Here is a 26818-nt window from a genome sequence, read left to right as displayed (position 1 = left end):
ACGCGCCGGGTGCTACGGCTCAACCGATATCGAACAGCGCTGCGAGCCCGGTGACCGCGATCAGCAGCACCATCCACGTCCCGGCCGCCACCAGCGTCGTGTTGTCCGATGGTGGCGGCCCGTAGCGGTTGCGGCTCGCGTCGCCGGGGCGGACCAGCAGAAAGCCGATCAGCAGCAGGTTGATCGGCGGCAGCAGCAAGATCAGCGTCCACCACCCCGGCTGCCCCAGGTCGCGCAGGCGCCGCCGCGTCATCAGCGCCAGCACGGCCGCCACGGCAATCGCCAACACAAGGAGCAGCAGCTGCACCGCGACAGGCCGTTCGGCCAGGCCGAGCCAGTCAATCAATAAGCACACCGGGGCCACCACAAGGGTCGACGGTACTGTTGCATACACCAGGTAACGCAAGCGGCCGATGCGCCCGCGCGCGTCGCACCAGGCCGGCGTGCCCATGTCGCCGTGTTCCTGCACCAGCGTGCTGTCCGATCCCGGCGGCGCGTAAGGATTATCCACTCTCGACTCCTGTCTGTTCATCCGCGCATTATCCCGCACGCCGCCCTCATCGCCAGGTCGGCGTGAGGTGGGGCGGCGCCGGGATCTCTGGCACGCCGGGCATTGGCACATGGAAGTAGGCGGCGGCGACGAGCGTGCTCCACCGGTACTGCATTCTCAGATAGGTCGGCAAGCACAGCAACATGGCAAGCGGAATCACACAGGCGGCCAGCACCAGTTGCCAGCCGTTGGACGGCGCGGGCAAGCCGTAGGCATTTTCACCGGGATTGCCGGCCTCCAGCAGCGGCCACAAGCCCACGACCAGATTGACGAAGGGTACCAAACCCAGCACGCACCACCAGCCGGAATGCCCCATGTCATGCAGGCGCCGGCGCGTCATCACGACCAGCATGCCCAGCAAGGGGATCAGCATCAGCAGCGCCAGCGTGCTCGCCAGTGGGCCGATCGGCAACAGTGCGGCCACCATCAGCACGGCGCCAGCCATCATCACGCTTGTCAACAGCGACACATACACCAGATAGCGCACGCGCCCGATGCGGCCTGACGTGGCCAGCATGCGCGGCACGCCAGTGGGTTGGACTGGCATGGCCGGAGGCATGGCGGTGGCGGGGGCGGCGTACGGATTCGTCATCGGTGGTTCCTGGAAAAAGAGTTGGTGCGGCAGGGTAAACGCTACCCATCGCGGCCTGTCAGTCGCGCGTCAGGAACGTGTACATGATATACCCCGCCCATACGCCCCCCAGCAGCAGCGGTATCACCAACCCCGCCCCCAGCTTGACCAGCAACGTATTCGGCGCAGGTGCCGGCCCACGGTCGTTGGCCGCCGCGTTGCCGCTGACGAACAACAGGTAGCACCAGAAAAAGATATTCGCCATCGGTACCAGCAACAGCAGTCCCCACCAGCGCGAGTGGTCCAGGTCGTCCATGCGCCGCAGCGCCGTCACAACCGCCAGCGCTATCCACAAGAACGCCACCAGCCTCGCCGTCATGATCCCCCCAACCGGGTCCTTGGAGCTCAAGTAGGACGACAAGCTCAGAAGCGCCAGGACGGCGAACATCGGCATGAATGTATACACGAGGAAACGCAAGCGCCCCACGCGGCCGTGAAAGGCAAGCAGGGTTGGCTCATACGGCGCGTCAGTGGCGGCGTTCATGTCCACCGTCGGCGCTGCATAAAGATGATTCATCGTTTTCTCCACCCGGCGTCTTAACTCAGGCACAGGCTGGTCGCCTGCCCGCTGGCGCAATCCACATCGACCAGGCGCCCGGCCTGGTCGAATACCAGCAGGCGCCCATCGTGGAAGCTGAAGCCCGCCGAACTGTGCTGCGGCAGCACGATGCGCGCGCGCACCACGCAGTCCTTCAGGCTGATGATGCGGCAGCACATCGATCTGTTCTCCTCGCCGATCAGGACCAGCCATTGACCGTCGATCAGTACCTTGCGCGGCGCGTTCGGCCCCAGCGCGACCGGCGGCAGCGCCGGCAAGCCGTGCTGCCTCACCTGAATCTGCCCCAGGCCCCAGTCAATACTCACCAGGAATGGCGCCGCCCCCGAGGGGCCGGGAAGCAGGTGCATGCCCTCGGCCCAGCCGATATCGTTCCACCAGTCGCGCTGGCGCAGTTGCCGGCCGGGCTGCTGGTACGACCATTGCTCGAACCCGTCCGCCACGCGCAGCAAAATCGTCAGGGCCCCTGCCCGGTCGGCATAGCCGTCGATCACCCCGGGCAGGTCCGCCACCTGCCACACGATGCTCTGGTGCTGCGCGGTGGTGTCGAGCACCGCCAGGCGCCGCTCCATGGCCACGTTCCAGGATACGCCATCGTACTGGCCCGACCAGTGCTGCAACTCCAGCGTCAGCCAGTCCGACACGCTGCCACTGATCAGGTCGAGCCGGCTGACGCGGTACTTACGGTCGCGCTTGACCAGCGCCAGCGCACGCTTGCCGTTGTGCGAGATCACGAGATGCCCGGCCGGCACCGGATAATGGGCCAACTGGCGGCCATCGCGCCCGATCCGCACCACGCCGCTTTCGCCCAGCGCCAGCAGGTACTGGCCATCTGGCAGGGCGCGCGCGTGCTGGACCGGCATCAGGCCGCGTTCGTCCATGCTCAGGACCAGCGGCTCGCGGCGCGCGTCGAGCGGCGTCACGTCGATGTCCGACTTGGTCGAAAACAGCGGCAGGTCGGCGCTGAGCACCGCGCTGCCGGCCAGCTCGGCCAGCTGGACCAGCGCCTTCTTGTCGAGCCGGCTCAAGCCTTCCATCCGTTCCGGCAGCACCTTGCGCAGGAGCGCAGCGGCGACCCGTTTGGAGGACGCCGACGCCGGCGCGGTGTCCAGCAGCGCCACCGCCAGGCGCGCGCGCAGTTGCACGCCGTCGTCGCCGGGCGCGGTCAGCACCGTGTTGATGGCCGCCGCGCTGCTGCGCAGCGTGCCCGGCATCAGTGCCAGTTTGCGCGCCAGCGCCTGCATGCCCAGGGTGCCGCCGCTGCGTTCGGCCTGCACCAGGCAGGCCAGTGCCAGCGAGTGATGCTGCGGCAAGGGCCAGATGGCGTCGATCGCCTCGGCCAGGTCGCCGCGCGCGGCCAGGTACTCGGCCCAGTGGCGCCGCAGCGGCGCCGCGTGCTCGCTGTTGCGGCTCTCCAGCAGGCGCACGGCGGCGTCGAAGTCGTTGTGCAGGCGCGCCACCTGGACCGCGCGTTCGATGTCGCCGGCCAGCACCCACAGGCGCACCGCCACCGCCGGCGCCAGTTCCACGGTGGCCGCCAGTTGCGCCGCCTGCAAATAGCGCTCCTTCTTTTCCAGGTAGGTCACCGCTTCCAGGCCGCATTGCAGCAGCTCGGCCAGCACATACACGGCTTCGTCGATGCGGCCCTCGCGGTCGAGCTGCTCGAAGCTGCGCCGGTAGGTTGCGCGCAGTTGCGCCGACAGGTCGCTATCCAGGCCGATCGCGGGCGCAGCCGGGCTGGGACCGCTGATGGTCAGGCTGGTGCGCGGACGCGGCGTGCCCAGCGCCGGGCGCGCCGACCCGCCGCCGATGGCGTCGATCGGCACCGCGTGACGCAGTGCTTGCGCCAGGTCGCCGTTGGCGAACATGTCGAGCATGTTTTGCAGATAATCGGCCTGGCGCCTGCCCAGCAGCTTGGACAGGCGGGTCGCCGACGCCAGCCGCAACGCCCAGTCGGACAGCAGACGCGCCAGCGGTCCGGCCGGGGCCGGGGTCGCGCGCCCTGCTTCGCCGCCACCGCCCTCCGCCGGCTTGGGGCCGAACCAGCGTGCCAGCAAGCCGATCACACCAGCGGCGATGGCGACGCCGAGCGGAGCGCTACGCTCACGCCGGGCACCGTGCATCGGGTGTGCGGCCTCGCGCTCGAAAGCGATGCTCTCGGCGCTGCGCTCCGGCATGGCCGCGCCCAGCACTTCGTGTAGCGACATCGGCTGCGCCATGGCCTGCGGGGCCGGCGCGCGCGGCAGCGCCAGCGGCACCCGTAGCGCAACTGATCCCAGCGCCAGCCACGGCGCCGGATCGACGCGCGCGTCCGGCACGGCCGCCTGCGCCACGCCGGCGCGCACCAGCCAGTAAGCGCCGGCCGGCAGCGCGGCCAGTTCGGCCTCGGTCAGGGGCGCGCTGCTGAGCACGTCGCCGACCTGGCACAAGGCCAGCGCGTCGAGTGCGTCCACGTTCTGCCAGCGCGGCGCCGGCCACGCCAGCAGGAAGCCACCGCATGCCTGGAACAGTTGCGAGCCGGCCTGCCAGTGCGCCAGCACGCGCCGGCGCGCCTCGATTTCGCCCAGCAGGGCCAGGTCGAACCATAGCGCGCGCACTTCGCGGCGGCCGCTGAACAGGGGTTGGCGAATTTCAATGTGCATCGGGAACTCCATCGGGTATGACGTGCAGCAGCGCTTGTTCTTCGTGCAGACTACGCACGAACAGCTCGTGCGTGCCGCTCAATATCCAGCACAAGCGGTCGCTGGCCGGGTCCAGCGTGATTTGGGCAATCGGCGCCGTGGTCGTCAGCACCACCCGGCGCTGCGTTTCGCCACGCAGCTCCACGCAACGCCGGCTCGGATCGAGCACCAGCAGCGCCAGTTCCGCCCAATCGGCCGGCTCGCTGCGGGTGACGCCGATCACCGTGGCGCCATCATCGATCTCGACATTGCATTGCTCTTTCCCTTGCCCCAGCAGCCACGATGTGTCTTTGATCGAAGCAGCGATCCGCCACGACCGGGGCTCCGTGCCGGCGCTGGTATCACCGAACAGCACGCGCGTCGACAGCCCTGAAAAAATGAATGCCTCGCGCGGGTTCACAGCGCCGTCGCGATAGCACTCCAACCTCGTACAACTGTCTTCAATGCGTGCCCATACCAGCTTGTCGCGGGTCTGGACAACCCCAACCACGCCAGTGGCAATCACCTCGAAGACGGTATTGGCATCGGCCGTACTGACCGCGCTCCAGCACACCAGCCGGCCCCCCGCATCGAGGACAAAAATCCGCCCGCCAGTGTCGTGCGTGTTGATATGGAACGTCGGCAGCCGCTGCCCCGTTCCACGCGGCGCCGTAAATTGTTCAGGTGGCGGAAGCGGGCATTCGCGCGCGTGAAAAGCACCGTAAAACTGGTTGAACCACACCCTATTTTTAGAGCAAGAAACAGTTCCACCCAAGGCGGTCAGGCCGATCACGGTTCCCTTTTTTGGGGCACGTTGCCGACGTGAAGCGACTAGCCCCTCGCGCGCGGCATCGGGCACCTGAAAATACAGACAGCCGCCATCGGCGCGGGCCGTGACGACGCTGTGAGCGCCCAGCGAAAAAATAGGCGCATGCTTGAGCGAGGGCGTATCGCGTCCGCCCATGCGGTCGCGAACTTTATCGATCCGCGCGCTGGCCGGATGGCGCAGCAGGCGCACCGCGCTGGCCGGATCGGGCAAGTCCAGCATCAGCCGGCGCGCCGTGCCCTGCTGCGTGATGGTCACCTGAAGACGCTCGTCGAGCAGCGGCTGTTCGATGCTGGCGCGCGCCGTCATCCGGTGCAGCAGCCCCGCATCCGGCCCGTCCACCTGCCACACGTCGGCCAGCAAGTCGACCTGGGCCAGGTAGCGATTCCAGCCATCGCGCTCGGCGCTGCCGACCCGCGTCACCGTGCGCGCCTTCATCAAGCGCTCCAGCGCGTGCAGGTCGCAATCGGCATGCAGCGGCCCGGGTGTTTGCAAGATGCCCCACTCGAAGCTGGCGCCGTCGAGCTGCGCGCGCCGCGCCAGCAGGATGAACAGCGCTATCTGCACCAGGCGCGGTTCGCCCAGCTGCTCCGGGCCGGCGTCGAACAGCGCCACGCACACGCGCGCGCGGCGCTGCACCTGCGGCTCGGGCGCCGAAAACAGCAGCTCGTTGGCGGCCGCGCGGCGGATGAATTCGTCCGGCGCGGCGTCGAACACCGCCCATTCGCTCAATAGCAGGCGCTCGTAGGGGCCGCGCCGCGCAATGCTGCCCACGCCCACGGCGATATCGTCGTCGCTGGCTGCCACGCCCGCCATGCGGCCCACCAAAGGCTGGAGGCGCAGCAGCATCTCCCCGAGCGGCGCGACCAGGTCGAACGGCAGCAATGCCAGCCACGCGCTCCACGGTGCCAGTTGCGGCGGCAGCATCATGCGGCACCCCGCTGCGGCACGGATGCCACGTGCAGCAGGAGAGCGCTGCCGTGCAGTGCGCGCACGCTCAATTCGCGGCTGTCGGTCAGCCAGCACAGGCGCTCGCCCGTGGGATCGAGCACCAGTTGGGCGATCGGCTGTGCGGATTGCAGGACCACGCGGTTTTCGGTTGCGCTACGCAGTTCCACCGTGTGGCGGTCGGCGCTGAGGACCAGCAGGGCCGGCGCGCTGCCAGCCTGCGGGGCGATGCGCGCCACGCCCATGACCGTGGCCCCGTCGTTGATCGCGAGCGGAATCGTCACCTTGAAGTTATCGTCAACCAGCAGCCAGTGCTGGTCACCGCACTGCAAGGCACACAGCCAGCGCGCACACTCCCGTTTTGGCGCCGGCCCGCCGAACAGCACCCGCTTGGAATCCATCGGGAACTCGGCCATCTCAATCGCTTCTTTGTCCTCGGCACCGATGACATACATCGTGGTGCAGTTCGCCGCGCTGCTGGCGTACAGCAGCGTGCCCTCAAACTGGACGATGCCTACCACCTTGCGATCCACGAACTGGAAGTGGGGGACGCTGATGTGCTTGTGCTTCTGGCCGTAAACTGCCCAGCACCCCAGCGTTCCTGCGAGATCGAGCATGAACACGCGCGCGCCGGCGCCAGCGGGAGAGTGATCGATCAGGAAAAACGTCGGCATCCAGCTCCCCGCCTCGGTCGGCATCTGGAACTGCTCCGGGGGCGGGCGCTTGACGGTGCACGGCGGACCGAAGGCCTTGCCGGGAAAGCGGGCCAACGTCAGAAAATCGCCCCCGCTGTCGACATAGGCCAGCATTTTGCCGACCACGACAACGCCCAGTGGCGTGTCGTGGTGACGGCGTGGTTTGCTAGGCTGCGCCGCAGCGGAAGCCTGCACATGATGCAGCACGACGCCGCCCTTTTCCCTGGCCGCGGCGAGCCAGTTGCCGGACAGCCCGAACACCGGCGCCTGCGCCAGCGACAAGGTATCGTACGCGCCGGCGCGCGCCGGATTTTTTTCGGCCGGAGCAAGATCGAACGGATGGCGCAGCAGGCGCGCGCCGACATCCGGCGCGGGCAGCTCCAGCAGCAGTTCGCGGGTTGCGCGCCGCTGCGTGATGCTCACCTTCAGGCCCGCATCGAGCAGCGATGCTTCGATGTTCACGCACGCGCCGGTGCGCGCCAGCGCGCCGCAGCCGGATGATCCGATCTGCCACACTTCGTCCGTCTCGTCGAGCGAATCGAGGGCCACGTTCCAGCCATTCAGGTGAGCCGCGTCCACGCGCGTGACCGTGCGCGCATCGAGCCATGGGCGCAGTTTGCGCGGATCGGCATGCAGCGTGACCGGATCTTGCAGTACGCCCCATTGGAAACCTGCGCCGCCCTCCCCGGCGCGGCGTGCCAGCAGGATGAACAGCGCCATCTGCACCAGGCGTGGCTCGCCCAGCTGTTCCGGGCCGGCGTCGAACAGCGCCACGCACAGGCGCGCGCGGCGCTGCACCCGCGGCTCGGGCGCCGAAAACAGCAGTTCGTTGCCCGCCGCGCGGCGGATGAATTCGTCCGGCGCGGCATCACGCACGGCCCACTCGCTCAGAAGCAGGCGCTCGTACGGCCCGCGCCGCGCGATGCCGCCCGCCCCCACCGGCAAGGTGTCCGGGCTCGGGGCCACGCCCGTCATGCGCCCGACCAGGGGTTGCAGGCGCAGCAGCATCTGGCCGAGCGGCTCGGCCATTTCAAGCGGAACCAGCGCCAGCCATTCGCTCCACGGCGCCAGTTGCGGCGGCAGATTCATTATTCGAGTTCCTGGCCGAGCCAAGCCAGGCTGGCGCGGTTGACAGGAATCGGCTGGCCGATGGGCAGCACCTGTTCAGGATCGTTCCACAGCAGGAAAGGCAGGCTGGCGCCGCGCGCCGACAGGTTGGACAGCACCAGGTCGAGCGGCAATTGCGGCACCACGTCGGTGGGCAGCCACAGCATGCGCTGGAGCGGGTCCGGGGCGCAGTAGCGCGCGCCGTCAACCCACGGCAGCGCCGCGCCGCGTCCGAGCAGCACCAGCATGTCGCGTGTGGCGACCGCCGTCAGCGCGTCCAGCTGGGCGTCGCTACACAGGGCCAGGCGCGCCAGTACCTGGCGCATCACGGCCCCTTGCGACACCTGCCCGGCCGGCTCCGGCGCGGCACCGGGCCGCGCGATCCATCCCAGCGCGTTCATCAGGCCGACTGCACGGCCACCACCAGCTGGGCGCGGCGCGCCGACAGTTCCGGCGGCAGGCTGTCCTTGCCGAAGTTGGCGTCGATTTCGCGCAGCAGCGCTTCGGCCTCGCCGCGAAAGGTCTCGCCGCGCGCGGCGCCGAGCAGCCGGTCGGCTGTTTCGGCCAAGCGCGCAATGCGGGCCAGCGGCTGCTGCACGGCCGTTTCCACCACCGCCTGCAAGAGCGGATGGCGCGCCTCGGCGAGCAGCTCGCGCAGGGTTTCGCGCGCGCTTTGCTGGCCGGCGGCGCTGGGCACCACGTACACCAGCGGCCACAGGTCGGCGCGGGTGGCGACATGGCGCCCGGCCAGCACGGCGGCCGCCGCGATCAGTTGCTGGGCCTTGACGATGCGCCGGTCGGACAAAGTGACATGCGCCTTGCGCAACTGGCGGATTGCCTGCGCCAGGTCGGCGCGCACGGCGCTCATGTCCACCTTCGGCACCAATGCGTTCAGCTCGTCCAGGGTAGCCATGTCGGCGCGCACGCCAACCTTGTGCTGGCCGACCGCCCAGCCGCCGGCCAGCAAGTCTTCCAGGCGCGCGTCGGGCACGGCGTCGACGAATACGTGCAGCAAAAAGCGGTCGGCGAAGGCGGCCAGGCTGTCGTCGTCCGGCAGCGCATTGGAAGCGCCCACGCACAGGCGCAGCGGACAGGCGATGTCGGTGTGGCCCCGGCGGAACTGGCGCTCGTTGAGCACCCCCAGCAGCGTGTTCAGGATCGCGGTCGAACCTAAAAAAACTTCGTCGAGAAAGGCGATGTCGGCCTCGGGCAGCATGCCGCTGACGTCGGTCTCGACCAGGCCCTCGCGCAGCTTGCCCAGGTTGACCGCGCCGAACAGTTCGGACGGCTCGGTGAAGCGCCCCAGCAGGTATTCGAAATAGCGTCCGCCCAGGCTCTGGGCCACGCGGCGCACCACGGCGCTCTTGGCGGTGCCCGGCGGGCCGATCACCAGCAAGTGTTCCTGCGCCACGGCGGCCAGGATCATCAGTTCGGCCAGGTGTTCGCGGTTGATCAGGCCATCGGCGGCTTCGCGGATGGCGTCGCGCAGGCTGGCTGCGGCGTGCTTGACTGGGGTGCTCATGGACGTGTGGATGGGCGGCTCGTGCACGCGTGGCTGCTGCAGGAACTTTTATTGCCTAGGTTTAAGAGTTGCAATTATACCAAACGGCCCAGGACAAGTTTGTTGTTTTACGGCATTAATTTGCCCGACTGCCGCGCACGCTGAAGCGGCTTACCGCCACCACCGTGTCGTGCTCGTCCACCAGCGCCAGTTCATGTTCGCCGGCCACCGGCTGCCAGGCGTGGCCCGCGCTGGCCGCGCCCAGCGCCACCCCATCGAGACGCCACGCCAGCCCGGCCGCACCCTGGGCGCGGAACACCACCCGCTCCAGCCCCGCCGGGATATCCGGATCGATGGCGATCACGCTGGCCGGGCCGGGGTACAGGATCGCGGCGCGGCGCTGCTGCGCTCCCAGCAGGGTCACCTGCGCGCTCTCGGTGCCGCGCACAAACCATTCCCTGCGCGGCGCTTCGAACGCCGGCTGGTAGCCGACCACCTGCTGCACCAGCCCTGCTGGCGCGGCCGGGGCGCGGCTTGGCGTTTGCCGGTGCAGGAAGTCCATCACGTCGCGCCACACCGGCGCCGCGCCGGTCACGCCGGACACGTCCCACATCGGGCTGCCGTCGAAATTGCCGACCCAGACCGCCACCGTGTATTTTTCCGAATAGCCCACGCACCAGTTGTCGCGCATATCCTTGCTGGTGCCGGTCTTGACCGCGCTCCAGAACGCGGTGGCCAGTTCATTACGCAGGCCGAAGGTGAGGCTGCGCGCCGCCCGGTCCGACAAGATATCGCCGACGATGAATGCTGAACGCGCATCGAGCACCCGTGTTTTCGCTTGCGGCGCGCGCGCCTGCAAGGTGACGCTGCCATGCAGGCCGCCGTTGGCCAGGGTGCGGTAGGCGTTGGCCAGTTCGAGCAGCGAGACGTCGCCCGACCCCAGCGCCAGCGAATAGCCGTAAAACTCGGCCGGCTCGGAAAGGCTGTCCATGCCGAGCGCGCGCAGGCGGGCGTGGAAGCGCTCCAGCCCAGTAAGCTGGAGCATGCGCACCGCCGGCACGTTGAGCGAACTGGCCAGGCTGGTGCGGGTGCTGACCCAGCCCTTGAACTGGCGATCGTAATTCTGCGGCACGTACGGCCCGGCGGCGGTGGCGATTTCGAGCGGCGAATCGTCTTGCAGCGAGGCGGCGGTGATCCAGCCGCGTTCCATCGCCAGCTGGTACAGGAAGGGTTTGAGGGTGGAGCCGGCCTGGCGCAGGGCCAGCACGCCGTCGACTTCACTGGCGCCGCCGTTGGCGACATAGGCGACGATCTCGCCGCTGGCGTTATCGAGCACCACCAGCGCGCCTTGCGTCACGTTGCGCTCGCGCAGGGCCGCCAGATGCTGGCGCAGGCTGTCCTGGGCCTGGCGCTGCAAGCTGGCGTCGAGCGTGCTGCGCACCTGGCGCGCGGCGCCCTTGAGCAGGCGCTGGGCCACCTGCGGTGCCTGCGCCTGGCCCGCACTGGCGGCAGGACGGGAAAACGCCGCCGCCACATCCCACTCGATGCCGGCGCAACTGGCGGCCGGGTTGATTTCTTTCGCCAGCACGCAGGCGCGCTGCGCCACCACGCGCGGCGGCGCCGACGGCGCGCGCAACAGGCTCGCCAGGATCGCCGACTCGGCCTGGTTCAGCCCCGACGGCACTTTGCCGAACAGCCCGCGCGAGGCCGCGCCGATGCCTTGCAGCTCGCCCCGAAACGGCACCAGGTTCAGATAGGCTTCCATGATCTGGGCCTTGCTCCAGCCGGCTTCCAGCTCGCGCGCGGCGCTGGCCTGGTCCCATTTCTGGCCCCAGCTGCGTCCTCCCGCACTGGCGCGCAGGCGCTCATCGAGCAGCGCCGCCAGTTGCATCGTGATGGTCGAGGCGCCGCGCGCGCGGGTGCGCAGCAGGTTGTCCCAGGCGGCCTTGCCGAGCGCGCCCACGTCCACCCCGTCGTGCTGCATGAAGCGCCGGTCTTCGGCGTGCACCAGCGCCAGGCGCATGGCCGGTGAAATATCGGCCAGGCCCACCCACGGTGCGCGCCGCAGCGTCATGTCGGTGCGCAGCGACTGGATCGGCACGCCGTGGCGGTCGAGCAGCTCGGCGTCGGACGAGCGGTAAGCCGCCCTCACCTGCTCCGGCGTGGGCACGGCCAGCGCGTTGGCGCACGCCAGCAACAGCAGCGCGGCGATGCACCGCATCAGCGCCCCACCTCGATAGGCGCGTTGGGCAATTCGCCCGCCAGCTCGGGGCTGTACAGCGCTTCGACCCGGGTCGGCGGCAGGTTGAAGCGGCCCTGGTTATTCAGGCGCACCGTGTACCCGATGCTCAATTTGCCTTTCGGGACAAAATCGTAATAGGCGCGGAAGGCGTCGAAGCCGCGTTCCTCGAACACCGGTTGCAGCGACAGCTCCTGGCGCTCGGCGCCGGGCAGGGTCTGGGCATCGCGTCCCAGGCCGTTGCCGAGAATGGTGGCGCTGGCCGGAATCGGGTCGTCCAGCGCCACCCAGGTCATGTCGGCCTGCGCTTCGATGTCGAGCCGCACGCGGTAGCTGTCGCCGCGCGACCAGGCGCCCTTGACCTTCTGTTCAAGCGGGGTGATGGTCTTGACGATGCGGTAGCCGTTCGCCAGCGGCGCCTTGAGTTCCACCGCCGCCAGGCTTTGCACGATGGCCCATGGCTTGCCGCCGCCGTTGTGGGTCAGGACCAGATCCTGCTGGCCGGCGCCCCACGGGTGGTTGACCACGGAGACGCCGCGCGCGTTCCAGTTGGCTTCCTTGACGGTGCTGCCGAGGCGCGCGCTGCTGCTGCCGCTGACCGCATCCGGCTCGAACTTGCGCGAGAATTTGTCCAGCGCCAGCACGCCCCAGGCGTTGGCCAGGGTCGAACCCCAGCGCCCTTTCTGCTGGCGTCCCAGGGTCCCGCGCGCGAGGCGCCCCATGTCGCCCTGCCAGGCCGGATCGTCGATCACGGCCAGCAGCAGGCGGTTGGCGTTGATGTCGGGCGAGGCCATGATCCACCACCAGCTGTCATTCTTTTCGGTCGAAAACGCCAGGCTCGCCCCTTGCAGGTTGACGCGCGCGCGCAGCACTTGCTGCAACTGCGCCAGCTTGGCGTCGCGCTGCGCCAGCGCGGGACTGCGCTGAAGGATCAGGTACCAGTCGATGACGGCCGAGGTGGGCCACAGGTTCGGTTCGATGGTGAACGATTCGAGCAACTCGGGCGCCACCGGGCGCGTGCGCGACAGCGCCTCCAGCGCCGCCAGTTTGCGCACCGCCGTATCGACGCGGGCGGTGCGCGCGCTGCGCACCACGCGTCCCTGGACGAACTGGCGCAAGCCCTCTTCCATGCGTTCCCTGAGCGCTGGTGCAAGCGGCAGGCCGGCTTCGGCGCTGACCGACAGCAGGTAGGCGGTCAGGCTGTCGCTGCCCTTGGTCTGGGTTGGGTAGTACTTGGCCAGGCCGTCGGCATCGAGCTGCGACGGCAAGGCCGCCGCCAGCGTATTCCACAGGGCCGGGTCGCGCAGGGCCACCGCGCGCGAGGCATCCTGCTCGACGCCGCGATACTGGTAGGCTGACATGAAATCGCGCACGGCGGGCAGGCTGTCGCCCAGGCGCGCCACGAAGGTTGCGCGCACGCCGCCCTGGCCGGGCAAGGCGTCCGCCGGCGACTGTACTTTGAGCGTTTGCGGCTGGTCCAGGCGCACCAGGGTGGACTGGAGGGTGCGCACCGGTACCGCCGGCAGCACCTTCTGGCTCACGCGCAGCTGGTCGGCGCTGCCGGCGCCACGGGCGTCGATGGTCCATGCGAGCGCGCTGGTGCCGGCCGGCACCTGGACATCCCAGCCGGCTTCCTGCGCCTGGCCGGGTGCCAGGGTCAGGCCCTGGCGCGCCAGCGCTTTGGCGGCGCCACCGTCGGCGGCCACGCTGGCGCCAAAATCGACCTTCAACGCGGCGTCGGTGGTGTTACGCAAGGTGAAGCCGGCACGCAGGCGGTCGCCGGCGCGCACCACCGAGGGCAGGCCCGGCACCACGATCAGATCCTGGCTGCTGCGGATCTCGGTCGATCCGGTGCCGAACAAGCCGCTGCCGCCGCTGGCCACGGCCACGATGCGGAACGTCGTCAGCGTGTCGTTCAGGGTCAGCGGCACGCGCGCCTCGCCTTTGGCGTCGAGGACGACGCGCGGCTTCCACAGCAGCAGCGTGTCGAACAGCTCGCGGCTTCCTTTGCCGCCGCCACCGCCGGTGGGCACCGCCTTGCGTCCGAAGTGGCGCTTGCCGACCACCTGCATCTGCGCGGTCGAGGTTTCCACCTGGAGTACGCGTTCCTGCATCATCGCGTTCAACAGGCGCCAGCTATTGTTGGGCATCAGTTCGAGCAGGCCCGTATCGACCGCCGCCAGCGCCACTTCGGTGCCGGCAGGTAGCGGCGTGCCATCGGCTCGGGTGACTTTCAGGGTCACGCTGGCGTTCTCGCGCACCTTGTAATCCTGCTTGTCGGTCGACACCTGCACCTTCAGTTCATGCGCGCTCCAGCCCACCCGCACCGGCGCGATTCCCAGCTTGTAGGATGGCTTGCCCAGGTCGACCATGGCGGTCGGCTGCACCCCGGCCACACGGCCGCGCACGACCATCGCCGAGACGAACACGTTGGGCGCGTACTTGCCCAGCATGGGAATGGTGAAGGCCGGCTCCTTGCCGTCCAGGCGCCGCACGTAGGTGTCGAGGATGCCTTCGCGTTCGACCGTGATCAGCACGGTGGCGTCGCGGAACGGGCTGCGCACCTGGAAGGTGGCGTCCTGGCCCGGTTCATAGCGCTTGGCCGATGGCAGCAAGTCGATGCGGTCGTTGTCGCCGGCCCGGTACCACCATTCGCCGCCGCCGGCCACCCACACGTCGCGCTGGCTGACGGCGACGCGCTGCTGGCTGTCGACGACGCGCGCGCGCAGCACCAGGTTGCCGTCGTCCGATGCCTTGACGGTGCAACGCAACAGGCCTTTGGCATTGGTGCGGCCCTCGCAGGCCGGCCCGATGCGCGTGATTTCGCTGCTGTTCTCATAGGCGTAAAAACCGCCGATCAGGCGCCGCCGGTGGGAATAGTTCATGCGCTTGAACAGGTCGACATCGACCGCCACATTCGGCGCAGGCTTGCCGCCCACGCCCAGCACCACCACCTCGAAGCTGACGCTGTCCTTGCTGTCAGTCCAGTCGTCCGGCTTGATGCCCACCACGTAGGACGAGGGCCACAACGCGATCCGGGTCGATGTCGACAGGGTCTCGCCGTTGGCGTCCTGGTACGACACTTCGGCCACCAGGTCGCGCGCGCGCTCGCCCACGGGGAGTTTGTCAATCGTGACGCGCGCGCCGCCGGCCTTGTCGAGCACCAGCGCGCGGGTGCGGATGTCGGCGCCTTTGGCCGCGCCTTCGCCCTCGTCGTCGGCGCCATCCTCGTCGTAGCCGGCTTCGTCCTGCACGCCTTCGCGCACGTCGCCGGCATCCAGGTTGTAGTCGTCGTAGCCTTCGAACCAGACCACCTTTTCCTCGGTCAGGGTGCGCAGCTTGACCGGTGCCTTGCCGGCCACGCCGCCGGCCAGGTAACCGACCTGCAAATCGAGATCGAACGAGGTGGCGCCGATCAGCGGCGTGGCCGGGCCGTTCAGCAGCGCCTTCATGGTCGGCACGCGGAACTGCTCGACGCGGAAGGTGCCGGCCAGCTGGCCCGCGATCTTGACCTCGTACACGCCCAGCTTGGCGCCGGCGGGAATGACCCATTCGTTGTCGGCGCTGCCGGTGGCGTTCCAGCGCAGCGGCAGCTCGTAGCTGCCGTCGCCACCCTGGTGCGCGACGGTCACGGTGCTGGCGCGCGCCTCGGGGCCGGTCGTTTCAAACTCGATGCCGCGCGAGGCATGGCGGCGCAGGAAGTGCTTCATGTGGACCGTTTCGCCGGCGCGCAGCAAGGTGCGGTCGAACACGGTGGCGACGATGGTGGTGCTCTGCGAGGGATTGAACGGCAGGTTGAAGCGCCACGATTCGATTCCGTTCTGCCAGCTCGACAAGGTGAAGGTGTAATCGGCGCCGCTGCGGGCACTGATGAACAGGTTGTTGCTGCCTTTGCAGACGCCGCGCGCCAGCGGTTTGTCGATGCGCGCCACGCCGCTGGCGTCGGCCACGCCCTGCCACAGCAATTTCCCGTTACAGTCGCGCACCGCGACGGCCGCCTTGGGCACCGGACGGCCCTTGTCGAGCGAGGTGACCCACACCAGCGACGAGTCGGCGCCGTGCTTGAAGTGGGCCGCCATATTGGTCACCAGGGCTGCCGCGCTGACGTAGGCCTTGGTGTTTTTTGCATCGAACAGGGCCACGCCCAGCTTGGGGCTTTCCAGTTCGACGACGTAAAAGCCCGGCTTGGGCAGCGGGATGCCGATCACTTCGAACGCGCGTCCGCCACCCGGCGCCGGCAAGGAAAATGGCTCCGGCTTGCCGCTTTTCAGGCCGGCGAAGACCGACTTCTTGAGCTCATCGCCAGACAGTTCGCCGACTTGCCAGCCGTTGCCGGCCAGGCGCTTCATCCAGGCCATCACGTCGAGGTCCTGGCGCTCGCCCTGCACGTCGACGCGCAGCATGGCGCCGGCGCTGCGCAGCTTCCCGGTCAGCTTCGCTTCGATGTTGCGCACCGTGACCGGCAGCAGGCGCTCGGTGCGCGCTTCGATGATGCCGAAACGGGCCGGGAACTTGAGCAGCGGCGGCAGCGCATCGATCGCGATCGTCATCGGGAACTGGCCCTGGTTGACCAGCGCGCGGCCGGCATCGTCCTTGATCCCGGGCGGCAGCGCCAGTTTCAGGCTGCTTTTCTCGGCGAAGGGGCCGCGGAAGGACAGGTAGCTGACCGGGGCGCTGGGCGCCGTGCCGCCATCCCAGGTGGGACGATACTGTTTGCCGTCGGCGCCGGTAAGTGTGATTTTGTCGGCGTCGGCGCGCGTGATCGGTGCGCTGAAGGAGAGGCGCAGCGGGGTAAGCGGAATGCAGGGACCGTTGGTGGTCAGGTAGTCGCAGATAAACTGCGCGCTGAAGTCGCGCCGGGTGGTAAAGGCGAGCGCCTGGTCGGCACCGGAGGCGACGCCGCCCATGCCTTCGATGCCGGCGGCCCAGACCAGCGATACGGCGGCGTTGGCCGGCAAGCTGCGCTTGCACTGCACCAGCGCCAGCGGCAAGTCATCCTTGCCCTTGGGCGCCGTGCCGCCGCGCTGCACGTACTCCTTGATGTAGCGGTCGACATAGCTTTTGCGCGCGGCCAGTACCTGGTCGCGTTCGAGCCCGGCGAGCACCCGCACGCCGATCCGTTCGTTGATGCCTTCCACCCCGCAGTAAGCCTTGGCGGCGATGCTGGCCGGGCGCGCCGGGGCGTCGAGCGCCAGCATGAACACCTGCTGCTCGTCGACCGGGTAGCCCTGGCGCGGGCTGCTTTCGCGCACGCCTGGACCGCCGGTATCGAAAGCGAAGCGCGTGGTGCCGGCCAGCGGCTGGGCAGCGAGGTCGCGCGCATCGGGCTTGAGGGTGAAGCTGCAGCGCACGCCGGGCGGCACATCGCGCGCGAAATCGTAGCTCCAGATGCGCGCGTCGATCCAGCGCCCGCTGCCCGGTTCCAGGCAATCGATGGCGAACGGTTCGGCCAGGCGCTGGTCGCCGAAGGCCACCATGGGGGCGGAAAAGCGCGCCGTCACCTGGCGCACGGCTTTCATCGGGCCGGACGGCGTGAACGCCTCGACCGTAGTCTGCGCCTGCGCGGCCAGCGCCAGCAAGGCCAGGGGCAGCAGGGTCAATCGTTTGGACGGGGCGCGCATGGGTTCTCCAGGAAAGACGGTAGCCAAGCTTGCGGCCGCACGGCGCGGGCAGGCTTGGCGGGAATCAAGACAGGCGGCGAGTGTTGCAAACATCCCCGGGGCTGTCAACAATATTAATGTTTTGATACGCGCCGTAACGGATGCCGGGAAAGATCGGGTATCGTCACGCCGCTATCACCCATCTCTCCTCTCGGTCGCGTCGATGCGGGCCTGTCAGGATGCCATGGCTCAGGGCAGATGCAACGCAGGCCACAGCAGGTAAGCGAACGGCGCGCTTGAGGGGCGCCGCAGACCTTACCGCGTCCTGGAAATTGAGCCGCGCGAATGACGTAGCGACTGGAGTGAGCCCGTGGCCGGACTCATTGGCCAAAATCCGATGCGCGCGAAGGTCATACCAGCCCGTCACCAGCCTTGGCCGCCATTCGTAGGACAATTTCCGAGGCGCCACCTCCTGCTGAAGAACGCCGGGCGCCGGCCCATCGACGATCACAACGCAGGATCTTCCGTGGCACCCCGGACCGGCTCTTTGATGAGCACTTGCCCTTGCCTCAGCCATAGCCTTGCAGAAAACTGTCGCGCTGCTGTCGTTTTCAGAAGGCGACTGCGCGAATGTCAGGAGTCGGCTGCATCGACTGAATTGTGCCTTGCGCGTACTCGCATGATGGACTGGCGAGTCGAACCGTAATCACGGGCAACCTTAGCCACTGACTCGCCAGCTATGAGGCGTACCATGGCATCGGCTTGCTGCGCTGTCGTCAACGCTGGCCGCCGTGCGCGGCGTCATCGGCAACCTGATGTCCGACGAAATCAAGTGCCGCGAGCGGCCCTACGACATCCATTCGTTGTCGCGCCTGCTCCCAGGCAGCATCCGGCAGTGTCAAGACCCCTTGCTCGGCTATGCGCTGTATTTCTGTTGCCACGCCCGCACCTCACTTCTGTGCATAGGAGTATTCAGCATAGTTGATGATGGTGAAGGCCACTACTGACAAAAGTAAGTCAGGATTCCTGTGCACAGTCGCCGTCTGGGCCAGCAAAATGGTGCAGTCGCCTTCTGAAAATGACAGCCGGCCCGCGAGCCCGTCCGGCAGCAAGGACTTCCCCGCCCTCGGGGACGGGGCTAGGGGCGGGGGAATCCACGCGGTTTGGCAGCATCACGCATCTGCCGCCGTGTCAAATTCCACTAGAAACGGCATAGAGCCTATTTTTCTGGAGCAACCAACCGTCGTCTTGATTCTCGGTATAATTATCGTCCGTTCCCGCTGGTGGCGTATTGCAGACGTGGACCCAGCTAGCCGTTATAGGATGGATCCCTTCGATGCCGTTTTCTGTAAATGATCGAGAAATACTTCGTGCAGTCAAAGGGGTCGGGCCGATGGTCATCGCTCGACTTGAGCAAATGGGATATTCGGATCTGGAGCAACTGGCTGCCGCAGACGTCCAAGACATTGTAGAAAGAGCCGCCGCGCTTGTTGGCTCATCATGCTGGAAGAATAGTCCTCAGGCGAAGGCGGCGATTCAAGCCGCCATCAACGCCGCTACCCGCGCCAACAAGACAATGGTTGAGTCTGGACCGGTCCAAAAGTCGCCACTGTCCGACGATGCCGGCCGCGAACTCGGGAGCATAGCAAACCTCGGCCCCAAGTCCGCGGCCATCCTCGCGGCAGCGGGAATCCACTCCTTGGAGCACCTTACAATGCTTGGCTCAGTTGCGGCCTTTGCGATGGCCAAGCGCTCGGGAGCACGTGTCAGCCTCAATCTCTTGTGGGCAATAGAAGGGGCTCTCACTGGCGAATCTTGGCAAACAGTAGCGCGCGAGCACAGGGTCAGCCTATTGCTGGCGTTGGACTCCTATGGAACTGGCGGATAACGATGACGACAGTAGCACAGTAGCAGTAGCAGCGGCTCCGGCCTTCGTCCCCACAGCGGTGGTATGTGAAAAGGTGGAGGAAGCCCCGTGCAAAGGGGCAGCTTCCATTGCAGTTGGCTAGCGATAGTACGGCGAGCGCATGTCCCTGCTCGCGGCCTCGGTCACGTTCGCATCAAATACACGGGTGTAGAAAGCGGCGTTCAGCGCAGCGGCCTCCGTCGGGAAGTAGTCCACTGCAAACTTGCGGGCATTTTCGACCGTGTCGAACGCATAGAGCCCGCCTGGAGTTCCGCTATGCAGACCGGACAGCCAGGTTTTCGACAACAGGCCTGGCTGGCGCTTCAGAATCGGATTGAGCTTGCGCCAAGGCACGGCTTGGTCGAAGGGCAAGGCATGCAGCTGCACTTCCGTATAGACGTAGGCACCGGGCTTGACGTCGGACTTGCCATCATAGTGAACCGAGTTCAGCTCCCGGCTTGCCACTTCGGTCGCTGCAGCGTCGAATACGCGTGTCGTTTGTGCGACGCCAAAGCTGCGTGCCTCTTCCGGGAAGTAGCCTGTCACGAACTTCTGCGCGTTTTCGATCGTGTCAAAGGCATACAGCCCCCCTGCGGAATTGTTGCCGACGCCAGCAAGCCAAGTCTTGTTGATGAAGCCCGGCTGCTTCTTGATGCTGTCGTTGATTCGCTTCCACGGTACGATCTCGAACGGGACGGATATTTGTAGTTCAGTATAGACATACGCTTTGTGGGTCATGTTTTTCTCCTTTTGGATGGGGGTAGTTTGGGCGGCGACATTGAACGCGCCGAAAGCCGTTGCAAGGACGGTGACGGCGGCGAGCTTGAACGTGTTGTTTGCGGACACCATGCTGAATTTCATAGTCATGCGGGCTCTCTGTTAAGTTAAAATAACGATCACTACATAAAGATCGTTGATGCGGATATTAAATAACGATCACTACTTTGTCAATCACTAAATAGCGATCGATATATTAATTGAGGGATACAATGCGACATAAAGGTGTAAACAAGGACGAAACTCGGCTCAGAGTGACCGACGCGATCAGTCGCGGTTTCCGAAAGCACGGCTTCGCCGGCGTCGGTGTGGATGCGCTGGCAAAGGGGGCGGGCGTTACATCGGGAGCCTTCTACTCGCACTTCGGCTCGAAGAGCGGCGCCTTCGAGGTCGCGCTCGGTGTTGGGCTTGACGAAGTAATCAGCGGTATTCCGCACTATCAGCGCGAATTTGGCGCCAATTGGGTGAAGGCGTTTGTCGATTACTACCTGGGCAAGGCCCACCGTGAAGACCTCGAATGCGGTTGCGCGATGGCCTCCCTGACGCCAGAAGTTGTCCGTGCGGGAACGGACATGCAGGCCGTGTTCGAAGAAAAGATGAATGTGATTGTAGACATCGTCGCCCGGGGCTTGGAGGCCGAGAACCACGCTGCTGCACGCGCGAGGGCATGGGCGATGCTCGCTGTCCTGATCGGCGGCCTGAACCTTGCCCGTGCCGTGCAATGCCGCACGACCATCGGCGAACTTGCCAATGCCATCGCGGCAGCGGCCGTCGCGGCGGCCGGACCTTCATGCATCGTGAAGGACTTGACGCAATCTGCGCCGCGCGCAGTTCCCGGCCCGTCCAGCCGCGCCTAAGCACTAGGCGTGCTGGCAGAAATAGAGGCCGATACCAAGGCGGTGCTGAACATCTTGGTCAGTTGCAGATAGTGCTGGTTCACGGCGATGGAATGCAGGTCGGCGCGGATAAATGCAGGTTCATTTGCAGCTAATGCTGGTTTGAGAGGGCCGTCAGTTGCAGTTATTCCTGGCCGAGAATCGGGTGGAATGCTGGTCGGGCCGGTTTCAAATGCAGGTCACTACCGCTAGTGCCCAGCGCTGCGTCTGGTCATACCGAGGGTCGTGACCCGCCAGGTCCGCGTTACCGTCGAGCCGTTTGAGAGCAACGCCAGTGAGGTCGGCGAGCACCAAAGGCTCGCCCTTAAAGCGCAGCAAGTAGAAGGCATCCAGACTGGCCGTTGATATTTTAAACGTCCCGTTCATCGGCGACAGGTCATGCAGCATGGTTTCGGCCATTGCCACGTCCAAAGACGATCCGAAGTAGCACGAGTCATACTCGGGCGCAGGCGGCCCCAGCTTGGCGCTAGGTGCGTCAAAGCGACTTGCTCCAGAGTGTTGAAAATACGGCTCACCGGTGTTGTGGGTGCCGATGCGATAGAGCTTTGATGGGTCCAGGCATAGCGCGGTCAATGCGCCCGTACTCAGCATTGCGGGCGGCGCGGACAGCACCTTTGTGCCCAAGGTTAGCGTTCCTGAAAGGCAGCGGCCGCGCGCAGGACTTGGTCGAGCTCACCCCGCACCAACGCCTCGATTGGAGTCAAGCCGTTGAGCGACTCCCTGGGAGAAGTGAAAAATTCCCACTTGCTCGGGCCAGGCCAGTCCCCCAGCGCCTGGCATACGCGTTCAATGTGTTCGCGATTGCAGCGCGGATCGGCAAAAAATGCCGGATACACCTTGCGCCCCGAGGGCCCGTCCAGAGTAAACATGCGCTTGCTCTGAACGGCCTTTCCCAGCGCTTGCGTGGTCATTTGCAGCCGTACGGCCAGCACCGTGGCAGGCCTTCGTCAAAGTCGCGCGTTCTGTTAGCAACTTCCTGCGCTCGCAGGTCGTACATGAATTGATCGTTCTCGCCGGGAGTCCGATTCCCTTTCGGTGCCGGGGGTGATGCGCGCACTACGCCCACCGTTGGCGCAATGCCCAGATCGGCCGAAAAGGATTTGATCAGTTTCTCGAGTTGTCCTGGCGTAAATCGTTTGACGCTCGGCGGCATCGTCGTGGCCGCGCCCGTTTCTGCGAGGGCATGTGGTCCGGAGCTATATGTCGCGCCCTTGCGAGGGGTAGTGAGCTTCAGCAGCATGTAGCCTTTGCCCAGATCACCCACCTGCTCGATCTTGTCGATCCAGTTGCCGCCCAGCCCGGGTCCGCCCGATTCCGTTGCAGAACCGGATGCTTGCTTCTTCGTTGCGATCGCCATGATCGCACCTTTCATTGTCGATGAGGGGATTATACGCCGGCTTTCGCACGGGCGAAACCAATGAAACCAATGAAACCAGCGAATGTGCTATCGGACGGATACGGCAAAAATCCAACAACTGGGCCGGTTCCCGGTGATGCGCGCCGCGTCGGGAATGCCGCCTCTGGTTCCGCCCCCCAGGTTTCTGCCGGCCGATCTTGCGCCGGCACCGACATACTTTCTATCTACGAAGAGTGCGAGTAGCGCCGGATTTCCCGGCTGGAATCTGTGTATTGAAGAAAAGATCACTGTCCCGATCCCGCAATGGCGCCGCCGAGACTTCGCGTGTGATCTCCGCAGAGGCCAACATCAGATTGTGGGCTGGTAGTAGATGGTGCCAGGCGCCGTCAGCGCACGGCAGAACTAAGCGCGTAAGACTTGGTTCCAGCTGGCGTTGATTTCGCCAGTCCTTATCTCCTGCATCCACGTGGTCGACGACGCTTAGAAAATGACGGGGTAAGGGTAGCGGACCGTCGGAAGTCATTCAAACGACGGACGGGCTAGGGTGCAGTGCAGCAGGATTATGGTTAGAATGGTCCGTTATATTGCCGCCGCGAAGCGTCCGCGCGCAGCGCCCACTCAAGAGGCCCGCATGACCCTGAATTTTCCCTTGATCCTGAACCTGTCCACCGCTCTGGGCGTGTGCTTTCTCCTTTATAAGATGCAGGAGGCGCATGCCTCATTCACCAAGCGCGTGTTTACGGGCCTGGGCGTGGGCGTGCTGCTGGGAGCGGCTTTCCAGCTGATCTATGGCGCGGCTTCGCCCGTCATCGCCGACACCACTGCCTACCTCGACATCGTCGGCACCGGCTACGTCAGGCTGCTGCAAATGATTGTGATGCCGCTGATCATGGTGTCGATCATCGCCGCCATCCTCAAGCTGCGCGACGCCTCGTCGCTGGGCAAGATCAGCGCGCTGACCATCGGCATGTTGATGCTCACCACCATGGTGGCGGCAGGTATCGGCATCTTGATGGCCAAGCTGTTCGGCCTGTCCGCCGTGGGCCTGACCGCCAGCGCCGCCGAAGTTGCGCGCGGCGATTATCTGAAGGGGCACCTGAACACGGCCCAGGCGATCTCGCTGCCGAGCATGATCATCAGCTTCATTCCCGCCAATCCCTTCCTCGACATGACCGGCGCGCGCAAGACCTCGACCATCGCGGTGGTGCTGTTTTCAATTTTCGTGGGGATCTCGGCGACCGGCATCGCGGCCAAGCAGCCCGACATCTTCGACGCCTTCGACCGTTTCATCAAGGTCGCGCACGCGATCATCATGCGCATGGTGACCCTGGTGCTGCGCCTGACCCCGTTCGGCGTGTTCGCGCTCATGACCCAGGTGGTGGCGGGGTCGAGCCTGGACAGCATCGTCAAGCTGATCAGTTTTGTCACGGCCTCGTACAGCGCCCTGCTGCTGATGTTCTGCGTGCATTTGCTTCTGATCAGCGCCTCCGGCCTGAACGCGATGCGCTACGTGAAGAAAATCTTTCCGGTGCTCGCCTTTGCGTTCACCTCGCGCACCAGCGCCGGCTCGATCCCGATGTCGGTGCAAACCCAGACCAGCCGCCTCGGCACGCCGGAAGGCATCGCCAACTTCGCCGCCTCGTTCGGCTCGACCATCGGCCAGAATGGCTGCGCCGGCATCTATCCGGCCATGCTGGCGGTGATGATCGCGCCCACGGTCGGCATCGACCCGATGACGCTCGGCTTCATCGTGCCGCTGATCGCCATCATCACGGTCGGCTCGGTCGGCGTGGCCGGCGTGGGCGGGGGCGCCACCTTCGCGGCCCTGATCGTGCTGTCGGCGATGGACTTGCCGGTGGCCCTGGCGGGTTTGCTCATTTCCATCGAGCCATTGATCGACATGGGCCGCACCGCGCTCAACGTCAGCGGCTCGATCACGGCCGGCACGGTCACCAGCCGCGTGCTGGGCCAGACCGACACGGCGGTTTTCAACAGCGACGCCCCGCTCAATCTCGATGCCGACGAGAAAGCGGCGTAAACATGACGCCACAACGGCTTGTATCGTGCGCTGATCCGCCGCCGAATCCGTCTATGATGACGTCGTGTCAACATGTCAAGGGCAGGCGAATCGATGGAACAAAAGTGGCCCCAACAGATCTGGCTGGTCAGGCACGGACAAAGCGCCGGTAACGTGGCCCGCGATGCGGCCGAAGCAGCGGCCGGCTTGCATATCGATATCGCCGAGCGCGATGTCGACGTGCCGCTCTCGGCGCTCGGCGCCGAACAGGCGCGCGCGCTGGCCACCTGGTTCGCGGCCATGGCGGAAGACCAGCGGCCGAATGTGGTGCTGCATTCCCCCTACGTGCGCGCGGCCGAGACCGCCCGTATCATCATGGAGCAGCTCGGACCAGGCAGCCTGATGGCCGTGCACGTGGACGAGCGCCTGCGCGAAAAGGAATTCGGCATTCTCGACCGCCTGACCGTGCTCGGCATCCAGCATCAATATCCGGAGCTGTACGAGCAGCGCCAGCACGTGGGCAAGTTCTACTTCCGCCCGCCCGGCGGCGAAAGCTGGTGCGACGTCATTTTGCGCCTGCGCAGCATCATCGACACCATCACCCGCGAATTCTGCAAGGAACGCGTGCTCATCGTCGGCCACCAGGTCACGGTCAACTGCTTCCGCTACCTGTTCGAGCGGCTCGACGAAGCGGCTATCCTGGCTTTCGACCGGGCCGGCGACGTGCCGAACTGCTCGGTCACCTCCTACAGTTTCGACCCCACCCAGGGCAAGCACGGCAAGCTGGGCTTGCAACTGACTAACTTTGTCGCTCCCCTGGAAGCGGCAGGCACGCCGGTCACGGCTCAAAAAGATGTGCCCGCTGCTCCGAAAGCGTAGGCGCGCCGGTCCCATGGACATGCCGCTCGCCAGCACCCACATGGTCACCATCGACAGTGCCGCCCTGCGCGCCTGGCCGCTGCCCATGCCGCCCGCCGAGGGCGACAAGGAACGGCGCGGCCATGTGCTGGTGCTGGGCGGCTCGTGCGAAATGCCGGGCGCCGTGATTTTGGCGGCCACCGCCGCCCTGCGCGCCGGCGCCGGCAAGCTGACCATCGCCACCGGCGCCAGCGTGGCGCAACTGGTGGCCCTGGCCATGCCGGAAGCGCGCGTGATCGGCTTGCGCGAGACGGCCGACGGCGGCTTCGAGCGCGATGCGCTGGCAGAACTCGATCCGCTGGCCGACAAGATCGATGCGGTGCTGATCGGCCCCGGCATGCAGGATGAGGCGGCCACGGCGGCGCTGGTGCGCGCCCTGCTGCCGCGCCTGGAAGGCGTCAGCGTAGTGCTCGACGCCAACGCGATGGGGATTGTGCTCAATCCCGACCTCGATGGCGAGAATGCACCGTTCCGCTTTGCCCAGCCCGTCATCCTCACCCAGCACGCGGGCGAGATGGCGCACCTGAGCGGCAGCGCGAAAGAAGAGATCCTGGCCGACCCGGACGGCGCCGCCAGGGACGCGGCGCAGGCATGGAACGCGGTGGTGGCCCTGAAGGGCGCACGCACCGTGATCAGCGCGCCGCAAGGCGGCCCCTGGCAGCACGAAGGCGGCAACGTGGGGCTGGCCATTTCCGGTTCCGGCGACACCCTGGCCGGCATCATCGCCGGACTGGCGGCGCGCGGCGCGACCCTGGCCCAGGCTACCTGCTGGGGCGTGGCCCTGCATGCGCAGGCGGGCGAACAGCTGGCCTTGCGCTTTGGCGTGCTGGGCTACCTGGCACGCGAGATTCCGGCCGAAATTCCAGCCCTGATGGAGCAAGCCGCCCGTTCCTGAAGTCGACGGAATGGCCGCGGCCAAGCAAAACGTTTGATCAGTATCAAATTGCGCGGACATGGAGGTAAATCTACGTCAGATACGCAAATTAATATGAACTGGCGCAGATGCTGAAAGTCTAATTGTTACAGTCGAATTCGCGCATCAGCTAACGGGACCGCGTTATCCACGACGCCGGTTCCCTGATGGTCCTCGCCGGCGCATGTATGACCGGCAGGATCGACCTGGCGCCGTTGCCTGCGGCAAGTTGGAAGGACAGGCAGCGGTACTCAATTGACGTGACCGAGGAGTAAACAATGAAACCATTCACCACCGCACCAAAAATCCTGCTGACCGCGGCGCTGCTGGCGTCGATGCTCGTTGCCTGCAAGCGCAATGACACCCCTGCCACCGGCACCGGCACCAGCGACACCACCACGTCGGGTACGACCTCCGGCACCACCTCCGGTACCAGTGGAACCAGCGGTACCAGCGGAACGGGCACGACCGGAACAGGCGATACCGCTACCAGCGGCACAGGGACCAGCGGTACGGGTACCAGCGGCACCGGCGGCACCAGCGGTACGGGTACCAGCGGTACGGGTACCAGCGGTACGGGTACCAGCGGCACCAGTGGCACGACGGGCGATACCGGGACCGGCACCTCCGGTACGGGCACGAGCGGTACCTCGGGCACCAGCGGCACGTCAGGCACCACGGACACGACTCCGCCACCCGACAAGAGCAAGCGCTAACCGAT

The 26818-nt window shown here is 66.2% G+C and carries 21 protein-coding genes; 7 read left to right on the top strand and 14 right to left on the bottom strand.

Annotation, left to right across the window (positions count from 1 at the left end):
- Positions 1-19 precede the first annotated feature (19 nt).
- The 10 genes from F2P44_RS05235 to F2P44_RS05190 all read right to left on the bottom strand — a co-directional run bounded on the left by F2P44_RS05235 (position 20) and on the right by F2P44_RS05190 (position 17334).
- Positions 20-511, bottom strand: a complete 492-nt coding sequence (locus F2P44_RS05235) for a DUF805 domain-containing protein (protein WP_167085649.1) — start codon at positions 509-511, stop codon at positions 20-22.
- Positions 512-557: 46 nt separating this feature from the next.
- Positions 558-1142: a DUF805 domain-containing protein gene (locus F2P44_RS05230; protein ID WP_167085646.1), complete on the bottom strand. Its 585-nt coding sequence runs from the start codon at positions 1140-1142 to the stop codon at positions 558-560.
- Positions 1143-1200: 58 nt separating this feature from the next.
- Complete coding sequence (locus F2P44_RS05225; protein ID WP_167085644.1) at positions 1201-1698, bottom strand: DUF805 domain-containing protein; 498 nt, start codon at positions 1696-1698, stop codon at positions 1201-1203.
- A gap of 20 nt (positions 1699-1718) precedes the next feature.
- Entirely contained in the window at positions 1719-4379 is a 2661-nt protein-coding gene (locus tag F2P44_RS05220) for a bpX6 domain-containing protein (RefSeq protein WP_167085642.1), read from the bottom strand.
- Positions 4369-6153, bottom strand: coding sequence for a hypothetical protein (locus F2P44_RS05215; RefSeq protein WP_167085640.1), 1785 nt, complete (start codon positions 6151-6153; stop codon positions 4369-4371). Before F2P44_RS05215 ends, F2P44_RS05220 begins: the two co-directional genes overlap by 11 nt.
- Positions 6150-7955 (bottom strand): hypothetical protein, encoded by a 1806-nt coding sequence (locus F2P44_RS05210; protein ID WP_167085638.1) that lies wholly within the window; start codon positions 7953-7955, stop codon positions 6150-6152. The genes F2P44_RS05215 and F2P44_RS05210 overlap by 4 nt, the downstream gene beginning before the upstream one ends.
- On the bottom strand, positions 7955-8374 hold the full coding sequence (locus F2P44_RS05205; protein WP_167085636.1) for a bpX5 domain-containing protein: 420 nt from the start codon (positions 8372-8374) through the stop codon (positions 7955-7957). Before F2P44_RS05205 ends, F2P44_RS05210 begins: the two co-directional genes overlap by 1 nt.
- The gene (locus F2P44_RS05200) at positions 8374-9495 is read right to left on the bottom strand and encodes an AAA family ATPase (protein WP_167085634.1); all 1122 of its coding nucleotides are present in this window, start codon (positions 9493-9495) and stop codon (positions 8374-8376) included. The genes F2P44_RS05205 and F2P44_RS05200 overlap by 1 nt, the downstream gene beginning before the upstream one ends.
- Before the next feature lie 115 nt (positions 9496-9610).
- Complete coding sequence (pbpC, locus tag F2P44_RS05195) at positions 9611-11695, bottom strand: penicillin-binding protein 1C (protein WP_167085632.1); 2085 nt, start codon at positions 11693-11695, stop codon at positions 9611-9613.
- Positions 11695-17334: an alpha-2-macroglobulin family protein gene (locus F2P44_RS05190; RefSeq protein ID WP_167085631.1), complete on the bottom strand. Its 5640-nt coding sequence runs from the start codon at positions 17332-17334 to the stop codon at positions 11695-11697. The genes pbpC and F2P44_RS05190 overlap by 1 nt, the downstream gene beginning before the upstream one ends.
- A 794-nt stretch (positions 17335-18128) precedes the next feature.
- Between F2P44_RS05190 and F2P44_RS05185 the strand changes: the two genes are divergently transcribed.
- Together F2P44_RS05185 and F2P44_RS35045 are read left to right on the top strand one after the other, a co-directional pair.
- Complete coding sequence (locus F2P44_RS05185; protein WP_167085229.1) at positions 18129-18320, top strand: hypothetical protein; 192 nt, start codon at positions 18129-18131, stop codon at positions 18318-18320.
- Positions 18321-18649: 329 nt separating this feature from the next.
- A complete protein-coding gene (locus F2P44_RS35045) occupies positions 18650-19201 on the top strand; it encodes a TfoX/Sxy family protein (protein ID WP_223164997.1) in 552 nt (183 codons plus the stop codon).
- 117 nt (positions 19202-19318) lie between these two features.
- On the opposite strand, the gene F2P44_RS05170 is transcribed toward F2P44_RS35045, so the two are convergent.
- Positions 19319-20086 carry a YdhR family protein gene (locus F2P44_RS05170; RefSeq protein WP_223164996.1) on the bottom strand — a complete coding sequence of 256 codons (768 nt, stop codon included), beginning with the start codon at positions 20084-20086 and terminating at the stop codon, positions 19319-19321.
- 164 nt (positions 20087-20250) lie between these two features.
- Between F2P44_RS05170 and F2P44_RS05165 the strand changes: the two genes are divergently transcribed.
- Positions 20251-20853, top strand: coding sequence for a TetR/AcrR family transcriptional regulator (locus tag F2P44_RS05165; protein WP_223164995.1), 603 nt, complete (start codon positions 20251-20253; stop codon positions 20851-20853).
- 207 nt (positions 20854-21060) lie between these two features.
- On the opposite strand, the gene F2P44_RS05160 is transcribed toward F2P44_RS05165, so the two are convergent.
- Genes F2P44_RS05160 through F2P44_RS05150 form a run of 3 tightly spaced genes read right to left on the bottom strand, consistent with a single transcriptional unit; the run spans position 21061 to position 22249 of the window.
- Positions 21061-21516, bottom strand: coding sequence for an RES family NAD+ phosphorylase (locus F2P44_RS05160; protein WP_167085627.1), 456 nt, complete (start codon positions 21514-21516; stop codon positions 21061-21063).
- Positions 21517-21518: 2 nt separating this feature from the next.
- On the bottom strand, positions 21519-21803 hold the full coding sequence (locus F2P44_RS05155; protein WP_167085625.1) for a hypothetical protein: 285 nt from the start codon (positions 21801-21803) through the stop codon (positions 21519-21521).
- The gene (locus tag F2P44_RS05150) at positions 21800-22249 is read right to left on the bottom strand and encodes a hypothetical protein (RefSeq protein ID WP_167085623.1); all 450 of its coding nucleotides are present in this window, start codon (positions 22247-22249) and stop codon (positions 21800-21802) included. The genes F2P44_RS05155 and F2P44_RS05150 overlap by 4 nt, the downstream gene beginning before the upstream one ends.
- A 631-nt stretch (positions 22250-22880) precedes the next feature.
- On the opposite strand from F2P44_RS05150, the gene F2P44_RS05145 reads away from it, so the two are divergent.
- From F2P44_RS05145 to F2P44_RS05130, 4 genes are all read left to right on the top strand, one after another.
- On the top strand, positions 22881-24287 hold the full coding sequence (locus tag F2P44_RS05145) for an L-cystine transporter (RefSeq protein WP_167085621.1): 1407 nt from the start codon (positions 22881-22883) through the stop codon (positions 24285-24287).
- A gap of 93 nt (positions 24288-24380) precedes the next feature.
- Positions 24381-25145: a histidine phosphatase family protein gene (locus tag F2P44_RS05140; protein WP_167085619.1), complete on the top strand. Its 765-nt coding sequence runs from the start codon at positions 24381-24383 to the stop codon at positions 25143-25145.
- 13 nt (positions 25146-25158) lie between these two features.
- Positions 25159-26079, top strand: coding sequence for an NAD(P)H-hydrate dehydratase (locus F2P44_RS05135; protein ID WP_229423386.1), 921 nt, complete (start codon positions 25159-25161; stop codon positions 26077-26079).
- 296 nt (positions 26080-26375) lie between these two features.
- Positions 26376-26813, top strand: coding sequence for a hypothetical protein (locus tag F2P44_RS05130; RefSeq protein ID WP_187363238.1), 438 nt, complete (start codon positions 26376-26378; stop codon positions 26811-26813).
- Positions 26814-26818 lie beyond the last annotated feature (5 nt).

This window comes from Massilia frigida, assembly GCF_011682175.1.
Taxonomy (GTDB): Bacteria; Pseudomonadota; Gammaproteobacteria; order Burkholderiales; family Burkholderiaceae_D; genus Telluria_A; species Telluria_A frigida.
Note: the sequence above shows the minus strand (reverse complement) of the source record. Positions and strands in the feature narration are given on the sequence as shown.